Genomic DNA, 22,273 nt, shown 5'->3' on the forward strand with positions numbered 1-22,273 from the left:
ACCAAGTGAGTAGCTATAAGCTTAGATTAGAGGTTTTAATTTGCAGCTACTAGCTCTTGCTCTTTAACTAAAGCTTTTGCCAAAAATTCCTCGGTTAGTTTGACAAACGCTTTTGAACCTCCAGAGTTTGGCATAGCTACCGAGACTGGGGTAAATAAATCTACTGCCTTGGCAACATTAACATCCATCGGAATTGACTGTTCAAATAGCTGCTCTGGATAAAAGTCATCGCGGACTCTTTTCATCACCTGTTTATAATATCTGCCCATCAATCCACCAGCAGAGAGAATAAAGACGATTCCTAAAAGATTGACATCTAGTGGTTGAGTATGTTTATGACTTTCTTTTAGCTTGGCAATTCTTCTTTCCAAAAGCTGGATTCCCACTAAAGACAAAGGTTCAGGACGAGCAGGCAATAGATAAAAATCACTTGCAGCAATACCGCTACGAGTTAGCAAGTTATATCCAGGAGCGCAGTCGAGGATAATAAAGTCATAATTATTGGCTATTGGCTCAATAATCTCTTGAATTAAAATTCTCTCAAAATTATCCCAAACTTTTTGGAACTCTTCTTCTTTACACTCAACTGCTTGTTGATGCAGCATTTCTGAGACTTGATACTCATCATAAAGCTCAATATCTCCTGGAAGTAATTCCAAACCATCTATGCCACAAATATTGGTGACGATAATATCTTGAATGTCTAATTTACTCCAAGGATTAGGATTAATTACATTATCAAGCAGATAGCTAAGAGTATGTTTTTTCTTACGTAACTTCGCAAAATCGTGGGGTGAAAGTAAACTTAAGGTAGCACTAATTTGAGAATCTAAGTCTAAAACCAATACACGCTTGTTGTGTTTCTGAGCCAAACAGGTTGCAAGATTAACGGTTAAAGTAGTTTTGCCTACTCCTCCCTTCATGTTGACGGTGCTTATAATAGTTCCCATGTTTGAAATTCCTAACAGTCCTTGTTAACGTTAGTGTGCCAGAATATATTGTGGCAACAATAAATCATAATATTTCCTAAAGTTTTTTTGGTCGATGCTGATTTATTTATGGGTTCGTAAGTAAGATTGTTCGTAGCTGTTAGCCTTTACGAAATTGTATTTCATGCTTTAATTTGGGAACACTAGCTTATATGTAGCTTAATTAAGCTAGTCGATCTGAGGTATTAAGCATGGCTTACTATAAATTTAATCTTAGGAATCATATCTGTTCACTGGTTTGGACGGTGTTTCTCTTGATTACCGTTACCAAAGAAACTAAGTTTATCAACGGTATTACCTGTGCAGCTTTATTTGGCTTGCCTACCATGGTGGCAGGAATTAATCTACAGGAAAAAGCCGAACGCAACAAGCGCATCCAAATTATTAAAATGATTACAGAAAAGCAAATGCTCACTGCTAGTCAAACGGCAAACATCTTAGATATTCCTGCTAGTGAGGCTCAGACATTACTCAGTCAACTCTATCGAGAATCAAGAATCAACGTCAGTAATCGCAGTGAAGACATGGCTGTTGTTTATATTCCCATGAATTAATTATGGTAGATTGCGCGATCGCTTTGGGCAGTAATCAAGGTAATTCTCTAGATATCTTGGAAAGTTCACTTAACGTTCTTAATCAGATTCCTGGCATTACCCTCAAAACAACTTCTAGCTGGTATCAAACCAAACCTGTTGGTACACCAGAACCTCAAGCAGACTATCTTAATGGCTGTGCGTTGTTATCAGCAGCACAAACCCCTGAAGAGTTGTTGGCTATCATGCAGGCTACTGAGATGCAGTTTGGCAGAGTAGGGAAGGGTACACTACAACCCAGAACCTTAGATCTAGACTTACTGCTATACGGAGATATGGTTTTAAACACTCCTAATTTAACTATTCCCCATCCCCGCATGAGTGAACGTGCTTTTGTCTTAGTTCCTTTAGCCGAAATTGCCCCTGACTGGATTGAGCCAGTATCAGGAAAGAAAATAGCTAAGTTACTCCGCAAGGTAAATACTTCGGGAGTTAAACCTTTTGTTACAGCCTAGTAATTCCATCTCTAGTACGACAAATTTGATTAGAACATAAATCACAATGTAATTGAGTTCACAATATTTTGCTTAAATCATTATGTCTGATAATAAAAATGCCACTGGTAAAAGCGGTACTGCTAAACCAAATACCAATGCTAATGGTCAAATGGATTTAGCCTCTAATCCAGCAATCGATCCTGAATCTATTACTGGAGAAGCACCCGCAGCAAAAAGAGCAGAGTCTGCACCAGAAAACGAAGCTGCTACCAAAAGAGAAGCATAACCAAAGTCGAGTTTTAAGATAACTATCAAAAAGGACATAAAACTATGTCCTTTTTGCGGACTTGGGAATGCTAGCAAAGCAGATGATTGTTTTGAGAAATGCTTGAAGCCATATTATGATAATATTTTTATTATATTTTAAGAAAATTTCTGGAAGGTATATAGATATATGGAAGCTGCAATAATCTTGGCAGATCTACCTGAAGCTTATGCTATGTTTAAGCCCTTGGTAGACGTTTTGCCTCTCATTCCCGTGTTCTTTCTTCTTTTAGCTTTTGTTTGGCAAGCAGCAGTAGGATTTAAGTAAACTAACTCTACTAGCATTAATTATCAAGCATCCACAATTAGCTGGGTGCTTTTTTGTATTTTGTTTAGTGTAATTTCTACTTCTTAAAATACTGAACAAACGATAGTATTTAATTGTCTTAAAAAAAGTTTCAGCATCACAGATGCTATTAGGGGTAAAAATGCAAGCAGAATCTAATTTCGATAAACAAAAATTGCTTTCTGCCATGGCTCATGGCTCAGTATTTATTAGTGCCTTAGTAGTCTCTATAGGTATACCAATTGCAATTTTAGTAGTGTCTGAGGATGTTTTAGTTAAGGAAAACGCCAAAGAAGCAATTAACTTTCATCTAAATGTGTGGCTTGTTGGAGGCATTATTGCTATCCTTTCCTTTTTCACCCTTGGTTTATTAGGTTTTATTTTAGGACCTATATGGCTCTTAGTTCATTGGGGTTTTTCAATTTGGGCAGTCGTTCAATGTTTACAAACCCCAGAAAAAGCTTTTCGCTATCCATTTATCTTTCGATTAGTTTAAATTACCCAGTAAACATAAGCTATAGCGTTACTGTCTTTAGGTTATGTTCTTAAGTCTGTGTAAGTACAATTCATATTGTCCGACGAGCAAATATAAAATATAAGCAAAAAAAAAGCCCTCCATCGCTGGAGGGCTTTTCCTTTAATCAATTACAATGCTTGTAATTCAAGTTTACTTAACCGTTGATAGCAGGAGCAGTTAATGCTACAGGAGCAATATCGCCACTAGCAAGATCAAGCGGGAAGTTGTGAGCGTTACGTTCGTGCATTACTTCAAAACCTAGGTTGGCTCGGTTTAAGATGTCTGCCCAAGTGTTGACTACACGCCCTTGTGAATCCATTACCGACTGGTTGAAGTTGAATCCATTTAGGTTGAACGCCATGGTGGATATTCCCATTGCTGTTAACCAGATTCCAATCACTGGCCATGCTCCTAAGAAGAAGTGCAAAGCTCTGGAGTTGTTAAAGGACGCATATTGGAAGATTAGACGACCGAAGTAGCCGTGGGCTGCGACGATGTTGTATGTTTCTTCTTCTTGTCCGAATTTGTATCCGTAGTTTTGTGATTCGGTTTCGGTTGTTTCACGTACTAAGGACGATGTTACTAGTGAACCGTGCATGGCAGAGAATAATGCTCCACCGAATACTCCTGCTACTCCTAACATATGGAAGGGGTGCATCAGAATATTGTGTTCTGCTTGGAATACCAACATGAAGTTGAATGTTCCAGAGATACCCAGAGGCATTCCATCACTGAAGCTTCCTTGTCCTAGTGGATAGATTAGAAATACTGCTGTGGCTGCTGATACTGGTGCTGAGTAGGCTACACATATCCAAGGACGCATTCCTAAACGGAATGATAGTTCCCACTGACGACCGAGGTATGAGAATACGCCGATTAGGAAGTGAAAGACAATCAGTTGGTATGGTCCACCGTTATACAGCCACTCGTCAAGTGAGGCTGCTTCCCAAATTGGGTAGAAGTGAAGTCCAATGGCGTTAGAACTAGGTACTACTGCACCAGAAATTATGTTGTTTCCGTAAAGCAAGGAACCTGCTACAGGCTCTCTGATACCATCGATGTCTACTGGTGGTGCTGCGACGAAGGCGATTAGGAAACAGGTTGTTGCTGCAAGTAGTGTAGGAATCATCAAGACGCCGAACCAACCGACATAGATACGGTTGTTGGTGCTGGTGATCCACTGACAGAACCTTTCCCAGCTATTCTGGGTTTGGGTTTGTTGTAGAGTGGTTGTCATGTGTTTTATGATTGCTTTATTTGCTTGTCGAGGTTCCGTTAAGAACAAGACTTTAGAAACGAGATAATATAATGTGTTTCTTTTGTCTATGTAAATAGATTAGCAAAATGTTTAAGAAATATCAAGGAATATTACATTGTTATTAATGATTACATATATAAGCTTTGTTTATCAATAATTTCTAGATAGCGATTAGATAATAGCAATCTTTATTGCCTGTTCATCATGTTTCAAAAAACTATTCTATTGATAAGCTTAAATTAAATAAAATAGGGAAGAGTAGATAGAGCTATGTCTAGACCAAAATCAACAGGAGTATTTATTGGTGGAATAATTGTTGGTAGCGCAGTGGGGACGGCATTAGGATTGTTAATTGCTCCTCGTACAGGAAAAGATACTCGAAAAGTAATCAAAAAGTCTGCTGATGCATTACCAGAGCTAACCGAAGATTTAGCCACTAGTCTTCAAATGCAGGCAGATCGCTTGTCTGCAAGTACTTTAGAGAATTGGGAAGGTACATTAAGTAGATTGCGTAGAGCGATCGCTGCTGGTATTGAAACTAGTCGAGAAACTAATCGTGCTGCTCAATCGAATCCTCAAAAAGATTTAAATTCTTCTATTACCGATCGCTTCTAAAATTATAAGGTGCGAAAAAAACGCTTATTTTTTTATGATAGACCCGTTATTTTGGCTAGGACTATCTCTATTTTTAGTCTCTTTTAGTTTGTTTGCTGTCTTGCTTGTGACCATTCCGACTCTGCAAGAAGTAGCAAAAGCTGCTCGCACTGCCGAAAAATTGTTTGATACTCTCAATCGTGAATTTCCGCCAACTCTTGAAGCTATTCGCTTGACAGGAAGAGAAGTAGGAGAATTAACTGACGAAATAAATCAAGGAGTCAACAGTGCCACAGGAGTGGTCAAACAAGTAGACCAAAGTTTAGTTAACGCCAAGCAACAGGTTCAGCAGGTTCAGAAAAATAGTCGCGGTTTAGTAGCAGGGGTCAAAACTGCCTGGAAAGTATGGCAAAATCCCAGTAATAATAATACTCCGTCAAATTCTGTTAAAAACTCTAAACGATGGCGAGAACCTAAATCTTAAATGCCAGAATAATATTTGCTGTTTTTCTAGAAGAGAAAGTTTTCAGTGCTAGTAATTACTGATAATCTTAAGTTAAAGTAAAGAAATGTAACAAAAACAAGTACGATTTTAATAAATCAAGGTTATATACATAAAAATTTTTAAATAAAAAGACTATGGTAAATAAATTTATACAGCGTTTCCTAATTACCGTTGGGGCTTGCTTATTGATTTTAACTATTTGCTTTACTCCTTCTGCCTTGGCGGTCAACAATCCAGAACTACTACCCGATATAGAAACCCCTGTAGTTGATTTAGCCAACTTCTTACCTAAGCTGCAAGAAGAATCTTTGATTAAAAACCTAGAGGATTTTGAAGCAGAGACAGGCTGGAAGATGAGAGTATTGACTCAATACGATCGCTCTCCTGGTCGTGCGGTTAAGAAATTCTGGGGTCTAGATGATAAAAGCATTTTACTGGTAGCAGACGGCAGAGGTGGAAATCTGCTGGCCTTTAGTATTGGTGATGATGTTTATGAATTATTGCCCCGTAATTTCTGGATCGAACTGCAAACTCGCTTTGGCAATATGTACTATACTCGCGAACACGGCGAAAACAATGCCATAGTCGAAGCCCTAGAATCTGTAAAAGGTTGTTTAATTAAGCAAGGCTGCAATAGTGTACCTGGACTATCTCAAGAACTATGGATCTTGACCTTAATTAGCTCGATTGTTGGAGGAGTAATTCTGGGAGTTGCTGTCATACCTCGCACAGAAAAACAGGTTATTGCTTGGCAGTGGGGTCTTATAATGTCGCCTCTGTGGGGAATTCTCTTTATCGCCTTTGGCATGGGTCCTATTATTACTCGTACACCTGAATTTCTACCTTTGTTCCGCAACATAATTGGTTTTGCCTTGGGGGCAGTTGTCGCATTTCTCTCGCCTTCATTTATTCAGCCTCCTACTTCAGATTCGGAAACTTAAATCAATGAGCAATGAACAATTAAAGCATTGTGAGGATGATGACAGAAATAGACAAAAGCAAAGTTCAGAAGCTCGTAGAACAGTCTTACGCTCGTAATGATCCAACAGGATGGTTTGAAGAACTATACAATACTGCTCAAGGAGATGAATCAGCTATTCCTTGGGCAGATTTGACGGTTAACCCTAATTTAGCCAACTGGCTTAAACAACAGAACCTCCAAGGACAAGGAAAAACTGCTTTGGTGGTTGGCTGTGGTTTAGGAGATGATGCAGAAGCTTTAGCAAATATAGGTTTTAAAGTTTTAGGATTTGATATTTCACCAACTGCGATCGCCTGGTGTCAAAAGCGTTTTGCCGATTCGCAAGTTAACTACGCGATCGATGATCTATTAAATCCTACCGTAATCAACAGTCGCCACTTTGATTTCATTTTAGAATCTTATACCCTTCAGGCTTTACCTGCTAATGTAAGACATCAGGGAATTGAATCGATTAGCAAACTTCTTGCTCCTCAAGGGAGGTTGTTAATCATCTGTCGTGGAAGAGATGTAAATGAGCCAGCCACTAGTTTACCTTTTCCGCTTACGAAAGAAGAATTGGCTTATTTTGAGCAATTAGGCTTGGAACAAATTAGATTTGAAGATTATCTAGATCAGGGATCTAAACCAGTCAGACGCTTTCGCATCGAATACAAATTGTTCAAATAAACCAAGCTTTAGGGGTATTAACCATCGTTGCCTCAGAGGGACTCGATCCTGGCAATAGAGACTAAATTAGAAAATTACTAGCAGTGTAGATCATTCAAATTGGTATTACAAAAATAAAAAGTATTATACTTACAATGTCTCAATTTAACTCAAATTGAGTCTGTAATTACTGAAGAAATAGCATCAACCGATACAAACCTCTGTAAAGACCCCATAATCTCTGACCAACGGTCAATTTGTGAGAATTGCGGGAGTGATGTTCATAGACTCTAGTAATAACAAAAATGAAATCTAATAAAAATAACTAGTAATTCAACAAAAACGCAGATTGCTATGTCTACTTGTCAGGAAAAAATTCAAAAATCAGATGTTTTTCAAGATCGGTCGGTAATTGTTTCGGTCATTATCCCATCCTACAATACAGCTAAATACATATATAAGGCAATCAAATCTGCTCTCGATCAAACCTTACAAGAAATTGAGGTTATTGTCGTTGACGATGTTTCTCAGGACAATAGTGTAGAAATTATTCGGCAAATTAACGACGCTCGTTTGAAATTGTTTATCAATCAAAAAAATCTCGGTGTTGGGGGGACGCGCAACCGAGCTTTAAGTGAAGCTCAAGGTAAGTGGATAGCTGTTCTAGATGCCGATGATTGGTATGACCCCAATAGACTAGAGAGATTAGTTAAAGTAGCCACCGAGAAAAATGCTGATTTAATTGCTGATGATCTGTATTTGATTGATGATGGGACAACTGTTCCCTGGGGGACTTTGATAGGTAAACATCAAGAATCAATAAATTCAATTCAGAAAATAGACGCAGCAGATTTTGTTAACTCTGACATCCCAGGCAAAAAAGGTTTATATCTTGGATTTACTAAACCTCTATTTAACAGGGATTTTCTGGTAAATCATCACATTCAATATGATGAAACCCTCAAAGTTACTCAAGATTTTTGGTTGGATATGGAATGTTTTGCCCATGGAGCTAACTATTATCTAGTTCCTGAGCCTTACTATTATTATCTCTCTCGGCAAAATTCTGGTATTTATACTAATAAAATACGACGTTTAGAAGATGAATGTCGAGCGATCGCTAACTTCTTTCTTTATCAAGATTATCTGCAAAATAATCCAGATGTTTTAGCTGCCATTCAGGAAAAAGACCGACAAACGCGCCGATGGTTAAAATATTATCGTTTTGTTGAACCCCTTAAAAAAGGTGACTTGAGAAACTGTTTAACAGCAATTGATTTTGACTGGGAATTTTGGACATTTATGATCTCGAAAATTTCTGAGAGTATTCCACGTCGCTTGGCATCTATCTTTTCTGAGCAAGAACAAAATCACCTAAAATTTCTGTTTAAAAATTGAGGGCATTGGTGAATATAGGAATTCACGTTAAATACTTTCTAAGTATAGGTTGGCGATCGCATCTTTAAAAAATCTTACCTCAATTTACTATGCTCAAAATAATTTTGAGTATAGTAAATGCTGCCATTTAAATGGGGACTGGGAATTCATTAATGACGACAACAATCATAAATTATTAATTATTTAACGAAAAAAGCCAATTTTACGCCTACAATAGCGCACATAGATACTGTTCGCTTTTTTTCTAATGCTGAACTTTCAAATCCAATCCGATAGTGATACACCAGCTTCCAAACAATTATTTGCTCAAATCCAATTTGCGATCGCTTCTGGACAATATCCTCCAGGACATCGCTTACCTAGCACTAGACAACTAGCTATGATTACGGGACTGCACCGCAACACAATCAGCAAAGTCTACCAACAGCTAGAAGAAAATGGATTAGTAGCATCAATAGCTGGTTCGGGAATCTATGTCAAAATTCATGAACGAGAAAATATTAATCATTCAGATTCTCCTATAGTTAATTCGGTTAATGCCATCAAAGATAGTCTGGATCGGATTTTAGAATTGGGCTGTAGCGTTGAGCAAATTAAAGAATTATTCCTAGAAGAAATAGACTGGCGCATTAGCTGTTGCGATCGCGTAATTGTTACCGTTCCTAAAAGAGACATCAGCGCTGGGGAAATTATGCAGCAAGAATTATGTAATTCTTTCTCGATGGAGATTGAATTGATTGAGTTAGAAAAATTATCCCAAATCTTAGAAAAAATTAATTTTGGGACACTGGTGACAAATCGATATTTTATTCAAGAGGTTTTAGCCATTGTTCCTCCTAACTCTTTTCGCGTAATTCCTGTTGATATTTATGATTACAAAAAAGAACTAGAAATGATTAAGGCTCTTCCTTCTCAAGCTTGTTTGGGCATTGTTAGCCTTAGTGAAGGTACCCTCAATATTGCCTCAAGTATCGTCAATAGTCAGCGAGGAGATGATTTACTAGTATTGACTGCTTCGGTTGGCGATCGCGATCGCTTAAAGGCGGTTATTCGTGCTGCTCATACGGTGATAGCTGGCTACACTAGCTATGATGCAGTCAAAGCAGAAATTATCGCCATGCGAGAGGATCTAATTCGGATGCCCGAAGTTATTCGTACTGATAGCTACATTAGCGAGAAGTCAATTAATTTATTAAAGCGAGAATTGGGACTAGGTAATAGACAATTTATCTAACTGTTCCTGCACGACAATCTCTTAACCAAAGTTGAACTCCTTGACCAATAATGCCATTGGTAGTTTCTTTAGGAGGTGCTGGAGGAGTGTTTTCTTGAGAATTGCCAAAACGAGAAAACATCATCACCATACGCCAACCATCATTAGCTTTAATCAAAAATAGCCAATGATAAGTTTGAATAGTAGTAATTTTATTATTGTTATATTGCTTTTCGGCAACTGTAAAAAAGACTTGTTTAGGTTCGTTATCTTTAAGAGGATTATATTGAATACGAGGTAATTTTAGAGGTTCAAACTCAACTCGACCCGCGGTAATAATATAGTTTCTAATTCCTGCTTCTCTATCTAGGCGTTGAGTTAGTTGGATTACTCGATTGCTGTAGCTTGGTAAATCTTTGAGTAATAAAGACGTTAACTGATTAAGATCATCAGGACAGCTAAAATTATCCTCTGAAGAACCAGCATTTTGGCTATGAGCTAACCTAATCGGCACAATCAATATAATTATCGCCAAGATACTTAACTGCCAAAATCTCAAAAAATTCACCTTCACGCTTGATTGTTGCTTAGGAAACTAAGCGAATAAACTTTTTTTTGCCTACTTGTAACACTTTTCCTGCCAAATCATCAGCGGTTTCAAAGGTAAGATTGATATCAGAAAGGCGATCGCCTTCTAAACGAACAGCACCACCCTGTATCTGTCTTCTTCCTTCTCCACTACTTTTGCATAAGCCACTAGCACCTAAAACATAAAACAATTTGGCAGGAAACTCTACTTTAGACAAAGAATATTCAGGAATATCCCCACCTGCGGTATTTCCCTGAAGTACAATCTGTTCTGCGGTTTGCTTGGCTTGTAGGGCAGCGTCTTGTCCATGAAATTGCGCGGTAACGGCGATCGCCAATTGCTTTTGAGCCTCCCTGGGGTTATCAGGTAATTCTGCCAAATCAATATCGGTTAAGAGTTCAAAATAATCTTTGAGCAGATCATCAGGAGTTTTTTCTAGCTTAGAATACATTGACAGGGCATCTTCTTGCAGTCCTACATAGTTACCCAGAGATTTTGACATTTTTTGTACCCCGTCTGTGCCTAAGAGTATAGGCAGCAGCAAACCAAACTGAGTTTTTTTACCAAAATGTCTTTGTAAATCCCGTCCCACCGCAATATTAAACTTTTGGTCTGTTCCACCTAACTCCACATCAGCTTCTACGGCTACAGAATCATAACCCTGCATCAAGGGATATAAAAACTCATGGAGAAAAATAGGTTTTTCTTGACTGTAGCGTTCTGCAAAACCTTCTTTGGCTAGCATTTGTCCCACGGTCATAGTTGCCAATAAATCTTGAATCTGAGCCAAATCTAGTTTACTAAGCCATTCGGAATTGTAGCGAATTTCTAATCGTCCTGGGGTATCAAAATCTAAAATAGGACGTAGCTGATCTAAATAACTTTGAGCGTTGGCTTTTACCTGTTCTGGAGTTAGCTGACGGCGTACATCAGACTTGCCCGTAGGATCGCCAATCTGGGCGGTAAAGTCGCCAATAATAACCACTGCCGTATGTCCTGCATCTTGAAAAGCCCGCAGCTTACGGTAAGGAATACTATGACCTAAATGAATATCCGTGCCTGTAGGATCGATACCTAGCTTAACCCTTAATGGCTGAGAACTCTGGGCAAGGCATTGGCTTAAATTTTCAGATTGATCGTCCGAGTCTTGACGATCTGGAAAGATTTCGCTTGTACCTCTAAATAGCCAATCTAAGTTTTTGCTTGAATCCGAAGAAGACATGACCGATTACCCGTCTGACAGTGTTTAGTTTGAGTTTGCAGTAAGATTAGATTACTAACCTTATCAAACTATCTGTCCTAAAATCTAGAAACCAGCCCTTTCAAGATGTCTGTTTTTAACTCTTATTTTGGGATAGAATTTTAGCAGTAAAAAGAAAGGTGAGGCTTCTTTTTAATGTCAAACTCACTTTAATAACTGCTTCATGAAGACTCTGCCTACTAAACATATTTCACGGGTCAATAAACTGCGTCGTCTTAGCAAGGTGATGGATAATGCGCTCGCCATACCTGGAACAAAAATTCGTTTTGGTTTAGATCCGATTCTGGGCTTGCTACCTGGGGGCGGAGACACCATAACTGGAGGGCTATCAGCCTATATTGTGGTAGAGGCGGCGAGGATGGGTTTACCTCCAGAAGTTTTATATAAGATGGTGGGTAATATTCTCCTGGATTCTTTTGCAGGAACTATTCCCGTCTTAGGAGATATATTCGATGTTGGCTGGAAATCCAATGTAAAGAATATTGAGCTTTTAGAAAAACATTTAGAAATTGCTGAAGATAGTAAAAGCAATACTTTATTTATTATCGGTTTAATTATTTTACTGACAGTAATCATTCTGGGATTTGCAGCTATTACCGTCTTTACAGTCGGTTGGCTGTGGAATTTGATTAACAATTAATCTTAAATATTGAACGATAATTAAAGATCGATACTTACTTGCTAATTATCTAAATCATGGATATTACTGCTGCATTACCTACTTTTATTGTCACTCTGCGAGAAGGGTTTGAGGCTGCGCTGGTTGTCGGTATTGTGATGGCTTGTCTAAAAAAGGCAGAGCAAACGCAACTTTATCGCTGGGTTTATTTGGGTATTCTGGGCGGGATTATTGCTAGTGTTGCCCTTGGCTTTTTGTTAGTAGGATTGATATCTGGTGTTGAGACAGTAGATGGCATATACGCACCCGTTGTCAAGGAACTATTAGAGGCAATATTTGGAGTAGTGGCGATCGCTATGCTCAGTTGGATGCTAATCTGGATGACTAAACAGGCAAAATCTCTCAAGGGGGAAGTAGAAGGAGCAATTAGTAATGCTCTAAGCAACAATGGTGCAAAAAAAGCCGTATTTCTCTTGATTTTTATTGCTGTAGTGCGCGAAGGCTTTGAAACAGTTTTGTTTATCCTGGCAAAATTTCAGCAAGATTGGACTCTTCCTGCCCTTGGTGCGATCGCAGGTTTGACTTTAGCTACTATTATGGGTATAGGACTATTTTCTCTGGGCGTGCGGATAAATATTCGCCTTTTCTTTCAAGTAATGGGAATATTTCTACTGCTAATTGTGGGTGGTTTAGTTATGGGTGTGCTTAAGCATTTTGATGCTGCACTGGCTCTATTTTCGCAACTGTCTGCTGATAACTGGTGTATATGGGGTAATGACTCTTGTATCTTAGGCAATCAGGTATGGGATGGTTCAAGCTTATTACCAGACAAAGAGTTTCCAGGAATTGTTTTTAAGGCTCTATTTGGCTATCGACAAACGCTGTATCTTGGACAGCTTATTGCTTACGTTTCTTTCCTGGCAATTATTGGTACAGCCTATTTTCAAAGTCTAGGTATTAAATTACCTCTAAAAAAACAACTAACTACTGACAACTAAACTGCTAAATGTTTACTATCCCTTGGAAAAGCATAAGTTATCTGGGACTAATTGCTATCTTAACTGGCTGTAACTCTCTGCCTGTCTCTGTTGCCGATTCTGCTACCGAACAAACACAGCCAAAAACAATCTCCACTGAATCTTTTACTCCAACTCCAATTAAAATTACGCTAGCTGATTTACCTCAGCCTTACGCCACCAATTCAGCTAGTAATTCTCCTAACGTCATTCCTGTACCAGATAATCCTGTGCTGCAAGTTCCTCCAGGATTTGCTGTTAATGTGTTTGCCGACAACTTAAAAGACGTGCGCTGGATGACTTTAACTCCTGAAGGAGATGTATTAGCGGTGCAGTCTCGACAGAATAAAATTACTCTATTGCAGGATAAAAATAAAGATGGCGTAGCCGAAGTTAATCAAGTATTTGCCGATCAAGGTAACGGTTTAGATCAACCTTTGGGAATGAGTTTTGCCAAAGATTCCTTTTATGTTGCTAATACAGGAGAAGTCTTACGCTTTGACTATCAACCCAGACAGCTAAAATTAGACGGTACAGGCACAGAAATTACTAAATTGACCCCAGGTGGCTACAATCAACACTGGACTCGCAATATAGTTACATCTCCTGATGGCAATAAGCTCTATATTTCAGTGGGTTCGGCAACTAATGTTGAGCCTGAAGAGTTACCCCGTGCTTCAGTGCAGGTAATGAATTTGGATGGTTCAGAACGTTCTACCTACGCTTATGGTTTACGTAATCCCGTTGGCTTAGATTTTCATCCAGTTACAGGCAAGCTTTATGCAGCCGTCAACGAGCGAGATTTATTGGGGGATGACTTGGTTCCAGACTATTTTACTCAAGTTAAACAAGGTGGCTTTTATGGCTGGCCTTATGCCTATCTAAGTCCCGACTTACTCGATCCTCGCCGTATGCAGGGAAATAAAAGTGAAAAACCAGATTTAGCAGCCAAAACTATTACCCCCGATGTTTTATTTCAGGCGCATTCTGCTGCTTTAGGAGTGCAGTTTTATGACCAACAAAAATTTCCCTCTAAATATCATAATGGAGCTTTTGTAGCCTTTCGTGGCTCATGGAATCGCGATCGCGGTACAGGATATAAAATTGTTTTTGTCCCCTTTGACAAAGACAATCAACCACTTGGTTACTATGAAGACTTTTTAACTGGTTTTTTAGTTGATGCCGATGCTCCTGATACCTTTGCTCGTCCCGTTGGTTTATTGGTTATGCCTGATGGCAGCTTACTTTTAGCAGAAGACGGCAATGGTCGTATTTATCGGATTAGCTATGTTGGTAAGTAATCAATTATCAACCTCGATAGTTCTTAAGAAAGTGAGGTCATACAAAGGCTTTAGCCACACGCGCTGCAACGTAACTGTTTCGCAGTTATTAAGTTAGATCAAACAATGGTAAAGTTGTTGCCGAAGCAACCACTAGAGATGCAACTTCTGCCGACAATCAGACTGAGGTTGAACAGACTGTTACAGCTCTAGTAGTAACTCAAAATCAAGTTCTCGTTCTCGTACCAATTAGCAGAAAATAAAATATTTAGTTTTAAAAAGTTAAATGCTGCTAGGAAAACGAGTCAGGTTAGAAGCAGAAGCAGGCAGCACTGTTATATCTGTATCCGTTTCAGACGAATTAACGCTATTGTCAATTAATTCAGGATTAAAACGATAGCCCACATTTCTTACAGTCTGAATAATATGCGGTTGCCGAGGATTAAACTCGATTTTTTTGCGTAGAGAAAGCACATGAGTGTCCACTGTGCGAGGGTTATCAATTGCTTCTGGCCAAGCACGCTGTAGTAATTCCGAACGGCTCAAAGGATTTCCTTCTGCTTGAGCTAAGACATAGAGCAAACTAAATTCTTGAGGTGTCAGTTCAATAAAATTACCTCGAAGCTCTACCCGTCGTTGTGCCAAATCTATTTTTAGATCTTTACACTCCATCGACAAAGGAACAGCATTAGTTGTGCGCATTCTTCTTACCAAAGCTTCTACCCTTGCCAAGAATTCCTGCATTCCAAAAGGCTTGGTCAGATAGTCGTCAGCACCAGTTTTTAATCCCCTAACAATATCTTGTTCAGTATTACGAGCCGATAGCAAAAGAATCAGAGATTTCTGCTGTTCATATAGCCAGTGTGATAGTTCTAGTCCATCTCCATCGGGCAAATCAGAATCCACAATGACCAATGCTGGCTGATGTTTATAAAAAGCATCTCGACCCTGTTGCAGACTAGCCGACTGGCTGACAGTGTATCCTGACTGCTGTAAATGCCAACCTAATAGCGATCGCAAGTGAGGATTGCTTTCAACTATCGATATATGTGCTGAAATCACTTTTGCCTCATTAAATTTAGGGAAAGTTGCTATACGCATAAGGCTAGCAGAGGCATTGAGAAGATTTTGTAGCGATGGTTACGAGGAAACCTGACTATCACCGCCTCGACAGTCCCGTCAAGCTCCCATTCGAGGATAAACCGGATGCCTACGGCATAGCTTATAAAACACAACCAATAATAATCGAAAATAATCGAGAAAGCGATATGCTATCCGTCAAGAATTAAGCGATCGCACATCTTGAATTAAGAAAGTCAGTGAATGGTAAAGATGGTCTAGTAAGAATTTTGTTTGAACTTATGAGGATGCTTTTTTATGAATTAACCAATGAGATTTGCAACAATAGATATTAAAGAGAAACTTTAAGAGCCAGGATGTATGAAACGGATTGTCTTGATTACGGGATTTGAATCTTTTAACGCTAACCTTTATCGTCAGGCTGCGAATATAGCTACAGCCAGGTGTGAAGAGTTAGAAGTTATAGTTTCTAGCGATCGCGAAATTACTACAGATCCTAATAAAGCATAAACTGCCTTTATCGGTCTAGCTAAAATATTCTTGAGCGATAAACATTTGCTGACTAAAATCTTAATCGTGCTAAAAAGTAATTAGTCATTTTAGATCCACAGGGAGAATCCACCAAAGACCAGGAAGTCCTCCTTTTTTTGCATCCTGAAAATAGTTAGGATCGCTGCATTTCTCTAGCAACTGACTATTTTGTTGGATAGTAGTTTGCTCGCTACCGCCTGAGTCTTGATATATTTGTACCTGAACACTAAAACCAAAACGATTATCGCTCTACAGTAAGCCATAAACGATCTATTACCTGTAATTGGCTACAGTCAATGTGTTTTATTTCATCGGGACGTAAATTTTCTATTTTTGTTTGACCAGCAATCAAAAAGAAGGATAACTAAGCTTTTCTGATAAGTAGCTAACTCCATGCTTTCTAAACATAATGTAGCTATTGTTATACTTGAGACTCTATTTTGAGATGTTGGAATTGCTAAGAGCAAGAATTGACAAGTCGCAACAAGTATATGGAAGACGGGAGCGGAATAAATTGATTAAGTTATATTTAATCTAAATTCATCATTTATGAAGATAAATCCTAGTTTATTCCAAATTTGGGCTGGCAGAAATCTGTAATATGGCTCTGACAATGGTATTTAAAACAATATGAGTCCAAAGAAAGCTATAGGTCAACATCATAATTCCAGCCAAAAATGGTTGGCAATGCTAGGTATGTGTTTGGGAACTTTAATGTTTGTTCTCGACACTAGCGCGGTTAATATTGCTGTGCCAACTTTAATCAAGGCTTTTAATACTAGTTTTGCGATCGCCCAATTAGTCGTTGTCAGTTATCTATTAGCTATCACTTCCTTACTTTTAGGTGCAGCACGTTTGGGAGATATTTGGGGCAGAAAACAACTGTACCTAGTTGGATTGGCTATTTTTACTATTGGTTCGCTGCTATGCGGTCTTGCGCCATCTATTTACTTTTTAATCGGCTTCCGAGTATTGCAGGGACTGGGGGCAGTATTTATTTCAGCTTTAGGTCCTGCTATGGTTACCGAAATTTTTCCCAGTTCAGAAAGAGGTAAAGCATTAGGCATTTTTAGTACTGTTGTTTCCGTTGGCATAGCATCAGGACCAACAATTGGTGGTTTTTTGATCGATATATCAAGCTGGCGCGCTATTTTCTTTGTCAATGTGCCAGTCGGTCTTTTAGCAGGATACGTTGTCACCCGTTTTGTGGCTAAATCAGCAACTACTAACAAAGGTCAGAAAAGTTTCGACGTGGCCGGAGCAGTCATTTTTATGCTAACTTTAGTTGCTTTTACTGTGGGTATGAATCAAGGGCAAGATCGAGGTTGGGATAGTCAGATTGTGTTTATTTGTGGCGCGATCGCAGTTTTAGGCGCGATCGGTTTTATCGTTATTGAAAGTCGTATCGCTCAACCAATATTTGACTTAGGGTTACTTCGCAATTCTCAGCTAGCGTTGGGACTGTCGACCAAGTTGCTCGTATTTATTGTACTTTCGGGCGCAGTATTTGTTTTGCCTTTCTTCATTGAAAAAGCGATGGGCTATTCTATCCAAAAAACAGGCTTGTTGATGGCAGCGTCCCCCCTTTTAGGAGCAGTTTTTTCTCCCATATCTGGAATTCTAGCGGATCGTTTTGGTTCGAGGATCATTAGTCTGTGTGGATTATGTCTCATAGCAATTGGTTGTTATTGTCTGAGTACCTTCGATGCCCAATTAACAGATTGGGGATACATTGCCCGCGTTGCTCCCTTCGGCATTGGGATAGGACTATTTCAATCTCCTAATAACAGCACCATTTTGGGAGAAGCACCCCAAGACAAAATAGGAGTTGTTTCAGGACTGCTGGCACTGTCTCGTACTGTTGGGCAAACGATAGGAGTTCCAATTATGGCTAGTCTTTTAGTTGCTTTTACGGCTGGTATAGCTTCTGGTCAGGCTACGGCAATAATGTCAGCATCTAAGTTAGCATTGATAGGCGGCATCAAGGCAACTTTTTTAGTGGCTACCGTAATCATGAGCTTGGGCGTAGTTTTAGCAGTAGTTGAGCTTCAACAGTATTCTTTTAAGAAGAAGTAGGGAGTACATATAAGTTTAGATTTTAAAGTCAGATTATTCAAGAAACTGATACGGCGATCGCGGCTAGAATTAAGGTAGAGCGATTGCATTTTTCTTGTTCCTGAAAGATGATTCCAGTGCTGGTTTTAGGGTTATCGGCTGTAGCTTACCAACCTCAGCCTAGCGAACCGCTACCAGAACCTTGGAACATTAGCCAAGAGAGAAAGAAATTAGATATAAAAATTGAAATCAAGGCTATAACCACTGCCGACGTTGTAGATTCTCCTACCCCTTTTGCTCCCCCTGTAGTAGTAAGACCCCAGTTACAGCCTACTACGGCAATAATTGCGCCAAAAATTACTGATTTAATTAGCGCAGCAGTCAAGTCCCAAATTTGCATGAAATTCTGTACTGAATCGAGGAAAATTGAATGAGGAATTTCGTACAAACTTTCGGCGATAATCAATCCACTAATTATGCCGAATACAAAAGAAACCACCGTTAACATCGGCAACATTAAACAGCAGGCAATGACACGAGGTACAACTAAATAATCAATCGGATCGGTTTTTAAAATATATAGAGCATCAATTTGTTCTGTAACTTTCATGGTTCCAAGTTCGGCTGCAAAAGCCGAACCGATTCTTCCTGCCACAACTACTGCTGTTAGTACGGGAGTCAGTTCTCTACTAAGTGCTATGGCTAAAACCCCGCCAATTATTTGAGTTGTGCCAAAATTTTGAAATTCCCTCGTTACCTGAATGGTAAATACCATGCCAATCGCAATAGAGGTAATTAGAGCAATGGGCAACGAGGCAGGTCCTACAGATACCATCTGCTCTAATGTGTTGCGAAAGTTGATCCTCTGGTGGATAAGATGAATCACTACTTGTCCCATCAAAAAGACTGCGCTAATTGGACGCTCTAACCAAGATGTGATTCTGCTGCCCAAGTTTACTATTAGACTCATCGTTTAAGGTAATTTATTAAAAAGTTTTTAGTTTTTAGTTTTTAGTTCGTAATGTGAGTACCAAAAACGAGTTTGGGTATAAGACGAGGGGCTGTGGGCGTAATCGCATTGCGCCCACAGCCCCGCCCCACAGTCCTACTGTGTCCCCATTCACGCAAGCGTTTGAGACTATATTTGAACGACTAGCAAGCGTGGTATCCCCCGCAGGGACTAACGACTAACAATTACGGCTACGCCGTTTATTAATCAAAAAATTTTCCCAGTCTTCCAGCCATGAAGATATAACGCCTAATTTTTTATTTAGCATGACTTTTCTCAGCCCACAATTGAATCATGTGTGCCACTACTCCCGTCCAGCCAGTTTGATGGGATGCACCCAAACCCGCACCATTATTTCCATGAAAATATTCGTGAAAATAAATATAATCACGCCAGTGAGGGTCGTTTTGAAATTTTTCTATGCTGCCAAACACGGGTCGTTTACCTGAGTCATCTCGCAAAAAGATACTGGTCATTCGTACAGCCAGTTCGACGATAATTTGGCTAAGATTTTTTAACTCGCCTGAACCTGTGGGAAACTCGACTTCAAAGTCATCTCCCAAATACTCGTAAAAGTTTTGCAGAGCTTCTAATAGTAAGTAATTAATCGGAAACCAAATCGGTCCTCGCCAGTTGGAGTTACCGCCAAACATACCCGAAGTTGATTCGGCTGGTTCATAGTCTACCTGATACTTAGTACCGTTGACGTTCATCACAAAAGGATGATCTTTGTGGTATTTAGAAACCGAACGAATCCCATAAGGACTCAAAAACTCAGCTTCATCAAACATATACGAGAGCAATCTTTGCAACTTATTAGATTGGCCATCATCTCTGGGAGTAGCGTAACATAAAGCTAATAATCTTTTCGCACCTACGCCTTCTGTTTCCATACAGGCAACGTTCTTTTTAAGATCGAGACGATTATGAATAAACCACTCTAGACGTTTTTTAAATCCTGATAAATTTTTAATTGTTTCTGGTTTTGCTACGCTTACTCCTAACAAGGGAATTAGACCAACAAGCGATCGCACTTTTAACAGCTTTCTTCCTCCATCGGGAAAGTTAATTGCATCGTAATAAAAACCATCCTCTTCATCCCACAGTGCCACTCCATCACCAACCTGATTCATGGCATCGGCAATATAGAGAAAATGCTCAAAGAACTTGCTAGCAATATCTTCATAAGGTGGTCGATCCTGCGCCAACTCTAAAGCAATTTGGAGCATCTTAAGACTGTAGGTTGCCATCCAGCTTGTAGCATCTGCCTGCTCTAAATTACCGCCTGTTGGTAACTCTTGAGAGCGATCGAATATACCAATATTATCCAAACCTAAAAAGCCACCTTCAAAGACATTTTTACCTGCGGCATCTTCACGGTTGACCCACCAAGTAAAGTTAAGCAGTAGCTTTTGGAAGATACGCTCTAAAAAGTCTTTATCTTTGCTTCCCCAATACTTTTCTTCCAAGGTATAAACTTGCCATGCTGCCCAAGCCTGGACAGGAGGATTAACGTCGCTAAATGCCCATTCATAGGCTGGTATCTGTCCACTAGGGTGCATATACCATTCACGAGTCAACCTAGATAGCTGTAGTTTGGCATATTCGGGATCGAGTATAGCTAAAGGTATTAGGTGAAAAGCTAAATCCCAGGATGCATACCAAGGGTATTCCCACTTATCGGGCATGGAAATAATATCGTCGTTAAATAAAGTCTTCCACTGTGAGTTTCTGCCATTTTTACGCGATTGAGGGGGCGGGGCTGTATTTGGATCGCCCTGTAACCAGTCTTCGACTACGTAATAGTAAAACTGTTTGTTCCATAACATACCTGCAAACGCCTGTCGCTGAACGTTGCGCTGGTCTTCGGGTATATCTTGAGGGGTCAGACTATGGTAAAACTCATCGGCTTCCTGTTTTTGTCGCTCGAAGACATTATCTATATCTGTAAAGGGATTTTCTAAAGAGTTAGAGTCGCACAGTCTCAACTCAATAGTACGACTTTCTCCTGCTGGAATAGATAGTTGATAATGAGATGCAAATTTTGTGCCAATATTATCTGGATTAATAGCATTGCGATCGCCATTTACTACATAGTTATTGATGCCGTCTTTGACATAGGGTGAAGCGTTATCTGTATTAAACAATAATTGATTGTTGGTTTCGTTTTCCGTAAACAGTAAGGGCGAACGACCGTTCGCCCTTACATTAGAGCAGTACAGCCATCTTTCTCCCAAACTAGGATGTGATGCTTCAATTACACTGTACCCATCTTTTTGAGCATAGACTTTCAATTTAGGTTTTTTTGCATCTTTGTACCAAGACCAAGTGTTGCGAAACCAAAGAGTCGGTAGTATATGCAATGGTTTCTCGACCTCACCGCGATTGTGCGCCGTGACTTTGATTAAAATATCTTCATCGCTAGCTTTGGCATATTCAATAAAAATATCAAAATATTTATCCTCATCGAATACACCCGTATCTAACAGTTCGTATTCAGAAGCATCTTTCCCACGCCTTTGATTTTCCTCTACCAGATCGGCATAAGGATATTCAGACTGGGGATACTTATATAAATACTTCATATAAGAATGCGTCGGCGTATTATCGAGATAAAAATAATACTCTTTAACATCTTCTCCATGATTGCCTTGATTACCAGTCAAGCCAAACATCTTCTCTTTAACAATAGGGTCTTGTTCATTCCAAAAAGCTAGAGCAAAACAAAGACGCTGATGATTATCACAGATACCTGCAATACCGTCTTCTCCCCAACGATATGCCCTAGATAAAGACTGGCTATGAGGAAAATATTCCCAAGCAGTACCATTTTCGCTGTAGTCTTCTCTGACTGTTCCCCACTGCCTTTCGCTAACATAAGGACCCCAACGAGTCCAATAGGCTTTACGTTCTTTGTTTTCTAGTAGTCTTTGCTTTTCGGCGTTCATTATTCTTGCTCTATTGTTTTTCTCTAGATACTACTACTCCCTTCTCGCGCCTTCCCTTGCTAGGTCAGCATTCCCTTGCGCCTTCGGACGACGCGGGGTCTGACCTCTGACGGCGACGCGGTGAGACAGTTGCGTTGCGGTGAA

23 protein-coding genes are annotated in these 22,273 nt (G+C 39.5%); 16 read left to right on the top strand and 7 right to left on the bottom strand.

What is annotated here, in order from left to right:
• Positions 1–35: 35 nt before the first annotated feature.
• Positions 36–950, bottom strand: coding sequence for a ParA family protein (locus SLP02_RS08850; RefSeq protein ID WP_319420291.1), 915 nt, complete (start codon positions 948–950; stop codon positions 36–38).
• Positions 951–1,180: 230 nt separating this feature from the next.
• Between SLP02_RS08850 and SLP02_RS08855 the strand changes: the two genes are divergently transcribed.
• The 5 genes from SLP02_RS08855 to SLP02_RS08875 all read left to right on the top strand — a co-directional run bounded on the left by SLP02_RS08855 (position 1,181) and on the right by SLP02_RS08875 (position 3,125).
• Complete coding sequence (locus tag SLP02_RS08855; RefSeq protein ID WP_319420292.1) at positions 1,181–1,543, top strand: hypothetical protein; 363 nt, start codon at positions 1,181–1,183, stop codon at positions 1,541–1,543.
• A gap of 2 nt (positions 1,544–1,545) precedes the next feature.
• Positions 1,546–2,037, top strand: a complete 492-nt coding sequence (gene folK / locus SLP02_RS08860) for a 2-amino-4-hydroxy-6-hydroxymethyldihydropteridine diphosphokinase (protein WP_319420293.1) — start codon at positions 1,546–1,548, stop codon at positions 2,035–2,037.
• An 82-nt stretch (positions 2,038–2,119) separates the two neighbouring features.
• Positions 2,120–2,305 carry a hypothetical protein gene (locus SLP02_RS08865; protein ID WP_319420294.1) on the top strand — a complete coding sequence of 62 codons (186 nt, stop codon included), beginning with the start codon at positions 2,120–2,122 and terminating at the stop codon, positions 2,303–2,305.
• Between the two features lie 168 nt (positions 2,306–2,473).
• Entirely contained in the window at positions 2,474–2,611 is a 138-nt protein-coding gene (locus SLP02_RS08870; protein ID WP_319420295.1) for a photosystem II reaction center protein K, read from the top strand.
• A gap of 160 nt (positions 2,612–2,771) precedes the next feature.
• A complete protein-coding gene (locus SLP02_RS08875) occupies positions 2,772–3,125 on the top strand; it encodes a DUF4870 domain-containing protein (protein ID WP_319420296.1) in 354 nt (117 codons plus the stop codon).
• A gap of 175 nt (positions 3,126–3,300) precedes the next feature.
• Here SLP02_RS08875 and psbA read toward each other — a convergent pair whose 3' ends face one another.
• Positions 3,301–4,383, bottom strand: a complete 1,083-nt coding sequence (gene psbA, locus SLP02_RS08880) for a photosystem II q(b) protein (protein WP_319420297.1) — start codon at positions 4,381–4,383, stop codon at positions 3,301–3,303.
• A gap of 291 nt (positions 4,384–4,674) precedes the next feature.
• On the opposite strand from psbA, the gene SLP02_RS08885 reads away from it, so the two are divergent.
• From SLP02_RS08885 to SLP02_RS08910, 6 genes are all read left to right on the top strand, one after another.
• Positions 4,675–5,019 (top strand): YtxH domain-containing protein, encoded by a 345-nt coding sequence (locus SLP02_RS08885; protein ID WP_319420298.1) that lies wholly within the window; start codon positions 4,675–4,677, stop codon positions 5,017–5,019.
• A gap of 34 nt (positions 5,020–5,053) precedes the next feature.
• On the top strand, positions 5,054–5,482 hold the full coding sequence (locus SLP02_RS08890; RefSeq protein WP_319420299.1) for a hypothetical protein: 429 nt from the start codon (positions 5,054–5,056) through the stop codon (positions 5,480–5,482).
• A 155-nt stretch (positions 5,483–5,637) separates the two neighbouring features.
• Entirely contained in the window at positions 5,638–6,444 is an 807-nt protein-coding gene (locus SLP02_RS08895) for a TPM domain-containing protein (RefSeq protein WP_319420300.1), read from the top strand.
• A 35-nt stretch (positions 6,445–6,479) separates the two neighbouring features.
• A complete protein-coding gene (locus tag SLP02_RS08900; protein ID WP_319420301.1) occupies positions 6,480–7,151 on the top strand; it encodes a class I SAM-dependent methyltransferase in 672 nt (223 codons plus the stop codon).
• A gap of 333 nt (positions 7,152–7,484) precedes the next feature.
• The gene (locus SLP02_RS08905; RefSeq protein WP_319420302.1) at positions 7,485–8,528 is read left to right on the top strand and encodes a glycosyltransferase family 2 protein; all 1,044 of its coding nucleotides are present in this window, start codon (positions 7,485–7,487) and stop codon (positions 8,526–8,528) included.
• Between the two features lie 247 nt (positions 8,529–8,775).
• Positions 8,776–9,762 carry a GntR family transcriptional regulator gene (locus tag SLP02_RS08910; protein WP_319420303.1) on the top strand — a complete coding sequence of 329 codons (987 nt, stop codon included), beginning with the start codon at positions 8,776–8,778 and terminating at the stop codon, positions 9,760–9,762.
• Here the strand turns inward: SLP02_RS08910 and SLP02_RS08915 are convergent.
• Together SLP02_RS08915 and tyrS are read right to left on the bottom strand one after the other, a co-directional pair.
• Entirely contained in the window at positions 9,755–10,255 is a 501-nt protein-coding gene (locus SLP02_RS08915; RefSeq protein ID WP_319420304.1) for a hypothetical protein, read from the bottom strand. The genes SLP02_RS08910 and SLP02_RS08915 overlap by 8 nt on opposite strands.
• A 73-nt stretch (positions 10,256–10,328) precedes the next feature.
• Positions 10,329–11,552, bottom strand: a complete 1,224-nt coding sequence (gene tyrS, locus SLP02_RS08920; RefSeq protein ID WP_319420305.1) for a tyrosine--tRNA ligase — start codon at positions 11,550–11,552, stop codon at positions 10,329–10,331.
• Positions 11,553–11,754: 202 nt separating this feature from the next.
• Here tyrS and SLP02_RS08925 point away from each other — a divergent pair, with 202 nt between their 5' ends.
• The 3 genes from SLP02_RS08925 to SLP02_RS08935 are packed head-to-tail and all read left to right on the top strand — an operon-like array spanning position 11,755 to position 14,527.
• Positions 11,755–12,231 (top strand): DUF4112 domain-containing protein, encoded by a 477-nt coding sequence (locus tag SLP02_RS08925; RefSeq protein ID WP_319420306.1) that lies wholly within the window; start codon positions 11,755–11,757, stop codon positions 12,229–12,231.
• A 56-nt stretch (positions 12,232–12,287) separates the two neighbouring features.
• On the top strand, positions 12,288–13,208 hold the full coding sequence (locus tag SLP02_RS08930) for an FTR1 family iron permease (protein ID WP_319420307.1): 921 nt from the start codon (positions 12,288–12,290) through the stop codon (positions 13,206–13,208).
• 8 nt (positions 13,209–13,216) lie between these two features.
• On the top strand, positions 13,217–14,527 hold the full coding sequence (locus SLP02_RS08935) for a PQQ-dependent sugar dehydrogenase (protein WP_319420308.1): 1,311 nt from the start codon (positions 13,217–13,219) through the stop codon (positions 14,525–14,527).
• Between the two features lie 261 nt (positions 14,528–14,788).
• Here the strand turns inward: SLP02_RS08935 and SLP02_RS08940 are convergent, their stop codons facing one another.
• Complete coding sequence (locus SLP02_RS08940) at positions 14,789–15,568, bottom strand: response regulator transcription factor (RefSeq protein ID WP_413467346.1); 780 nt, start codon at positions 15,566–15,568, stop codon at positions 14,789–14,791.
• Between the two features lie 378 nt (positions 15,569–15,946).
• On the opposite strand from SLP02_RS08940, the gene SLP02_RS08945 reads away from it, so the two are divergent.
• The gene (locus SLP02_RS08945) at positions 15,947–16,096 is read left to right on the top strand and encodes a DUF3479 domain-containing protein (RefSeq protein WP_319420310.1); all 150 of its coding nucleotides are present in this window, start codon (positions 15,947–15,949) and stop codon (positions 16,094–16,096) included.
• Positions 16,097–16,747: 651 nt separating this feature from the next.
• Complete coding sequence (locus SLP02_RS08950) at positions 16,748–18,193, top strand: MFS transporter (RefSeq protein ID WP_319420311.1); 1,446 nt, start codon at positions 16,748–16,750, stop codon at positions 18,191–18,193.
• Positions 18,194–18,347: 154 nt separating this feature from the next.
• Here SLP02_RS08950 and SLP02_RS08955 read toward each other — a convergent pair whose 3' ends face one another.
• Together SLP02_RS08955 and SLP02_RS08960 are read right to left on the bottom strand one after the other, a co-directional pair.
• Complete coding sequence (locus tag SLP02_RS08955) at positions 18,348–19,142, bottom strand: MlaE family lipid ABC transporter permease subunit (protein WP_319420312.1); 795 nt, start codon at positions 19,140–19,142, stop codon at positions 18,348–18,350.
• Between the two features lie 296 nt (positions 19,143–19,438).
• Positions 19,439–22,129, bottom strand: coding sequence for an MGH1-like glycoside hydrolase domain-containing protein (locus SLP02_RS08960; RefSeq protein ID WP_319420313.1), 2,691 nt, complete (start codon positions 22,127–22,129; stop codon positions 19,439–19,441).
• Positions 22,130–22,273 lie beyond the last annotated feature (144 nt).

Source organism: Pleurocapsa sp. FMAR1, assembly GCF_963665995.1.
GTDB lineage: Bacteria > Cyanobacteriota > Cyanobacteriia > Cyanobacteriales > Xenococcaceae > Waterburya.

What these genes read in the sequence shown, in the direction of transcription:
- SLP02_RS08900 (WP_319420301.1), top strand. Translation starts at nt 6,480, where the DNA reads ATGATGACAGAAATAGACAAAAGCAAAGTTCAGAAGCTCGTAGAACAG.
- SLP02_RS08910 (WP_319420303.1), top strand. Translation starts at nt 8,776, where the DNA reads ATGCTGAACTTTCAAATCCAATCCGATAGTGATACACCAGCTTCCAAA.
- SLP02_RS08850 (WP_319420291.1), bottom strand. Translation starts at nt 950, where the DNA reads ATGGGAACTATTATAAGCACCGTCAACATGAAGGGAGGAGTAGGCAAA.
- tyrS (WP_319420305.1), bottom strand. Translation starts at nt 11,552, where the DNA reads ATGTCTTCTTCGGATTCAAGCAAAAACTTAGATTGGCTATTTAGAGGT.
- SLP02_RS08960 (WP_319420313.1), bottom strand. Translation starts at nt 22,129, where the DNA reads ATGAACGCCGAAAAGCAAAGACTACTAGAAAACAAAGAACGTAAAGCC.
- SLP02_RS08950 (WP_319420311.1), top strand. Translation starts at nt 16,748, where the DNA reads ATGAGTCCAAAGAAAGCTATAGGTCAACATCATAATTCCAGCCAAAAA.
- SLP02_RS08935 (WP_319420308.1), top strand. Translation starts at nt 13,217, where the DNA reads ATGTTTACTATCCCTTGGAAAAGCATAAGTTATCTGGGACTAATTGCT.
- SLP02_RS08865 (WP_319420294.1), top strand. Translation starts at nt 2,120, where the DNA reads ATGTCTGATAATAAAAATGCCACTGGTAAAAGCGGTACTGCTAAACCA.
- SLP02_RS08885 (WP_319420298.1), top strand. Translation starts at nt 4,675, where the DNA reads ATGTCTAGACCAAAATCAACAGGAGTATTTATTGGTGGAATAATTGTT.
- folK (WP_319420293.1), top strand. Translation starts at nt 1,546, where the DNA reads ATGGTAGATTGCGCGATCGCTTTGGGCAGTAATCAAGGTAATTCTCTA.
- SLP02_RS08895 (WP_319420300.1), top strand. Translation starts at nt 5,638, where the DNA reads ATGGTAAATAAATTTATACAGCGTTTCCTAATTACCGTTGGGGCTTGC.
- SLP02_RS08890 (WP_319420299.1), top strand. Translation starts at nt 5,054, where the DNA reads ATGATAGACCCGTTATTTTGGCTAGGACTATCTCTATTTTTAGTCTCT.
- SLP02_RS08955 (WP_319420312.1), bottom strand. Translation starts at nt 19,142, where the DNA reads ATGAGTCTAATAGTAAACTTGGGCAGCAGAATCACATCTTGGTTAGAG.
- psbA (WP_319420297.1), bottom strand. Translation starts at nt 4,383, where the DNA reads ATGACAACCACTCTACAACAAACCCAAACCCAGAATAGCTGGGAAAGG.
- SLP02_RS08875 (WP_319420296.1), top strand. Translation starts at nt 2,772, where the DNA reads ATGCAAGCAGAATCTAATTTCGATAAACAAAAATTGCTTTCTGCCATG.
- SLP02_RS08930 (WP_319420307.1), top strand. Translation starts at nt 12,288, where the DNA reads ATGGATATTACTGCTGCATTACCTACTTTTATTGTCACTCTGCGAGAA.
- SLP02_RS08905 (WP_319420302.1), top strand. Translation starts at nt 7,485, where the DNA reads ATGTCTACTTGTCAGGAAAAAATTCAAAAATCAGATGTTTTTCAAGAT.
- SLP02_RS08855 (WP_319420292.1), top strand. Translation starts at nt 1,181, where the DNA reads ATGGCTTACTATAAATTTAATCTTAGGAATCATATCTGTTCACTGGTT.
- SLP02_RS08925 (WP_319420306.1), top strand. Translation starts at nt 11,755, where the DNA reads ATGAAGACTCTGCCTACTAAACATATTTCACGGGTCAATAAACTGCGT.
- SLP02_RS08870 (WP_319420295.1), top strand. Translation starts at nt 2,474, where the DNA reads ATGGAAGCTGCAATAATCTTGGCAGATCTACCTGAAGCTTATGCTATG.
- SLP02_RS08945 (WP_319420310.1), top strand. Translation starts at nt 15,947, where the DNA reads ATGAAACGGATTGTCTTGATTACGGGATTTGAATCTTTTAACGCTAAC.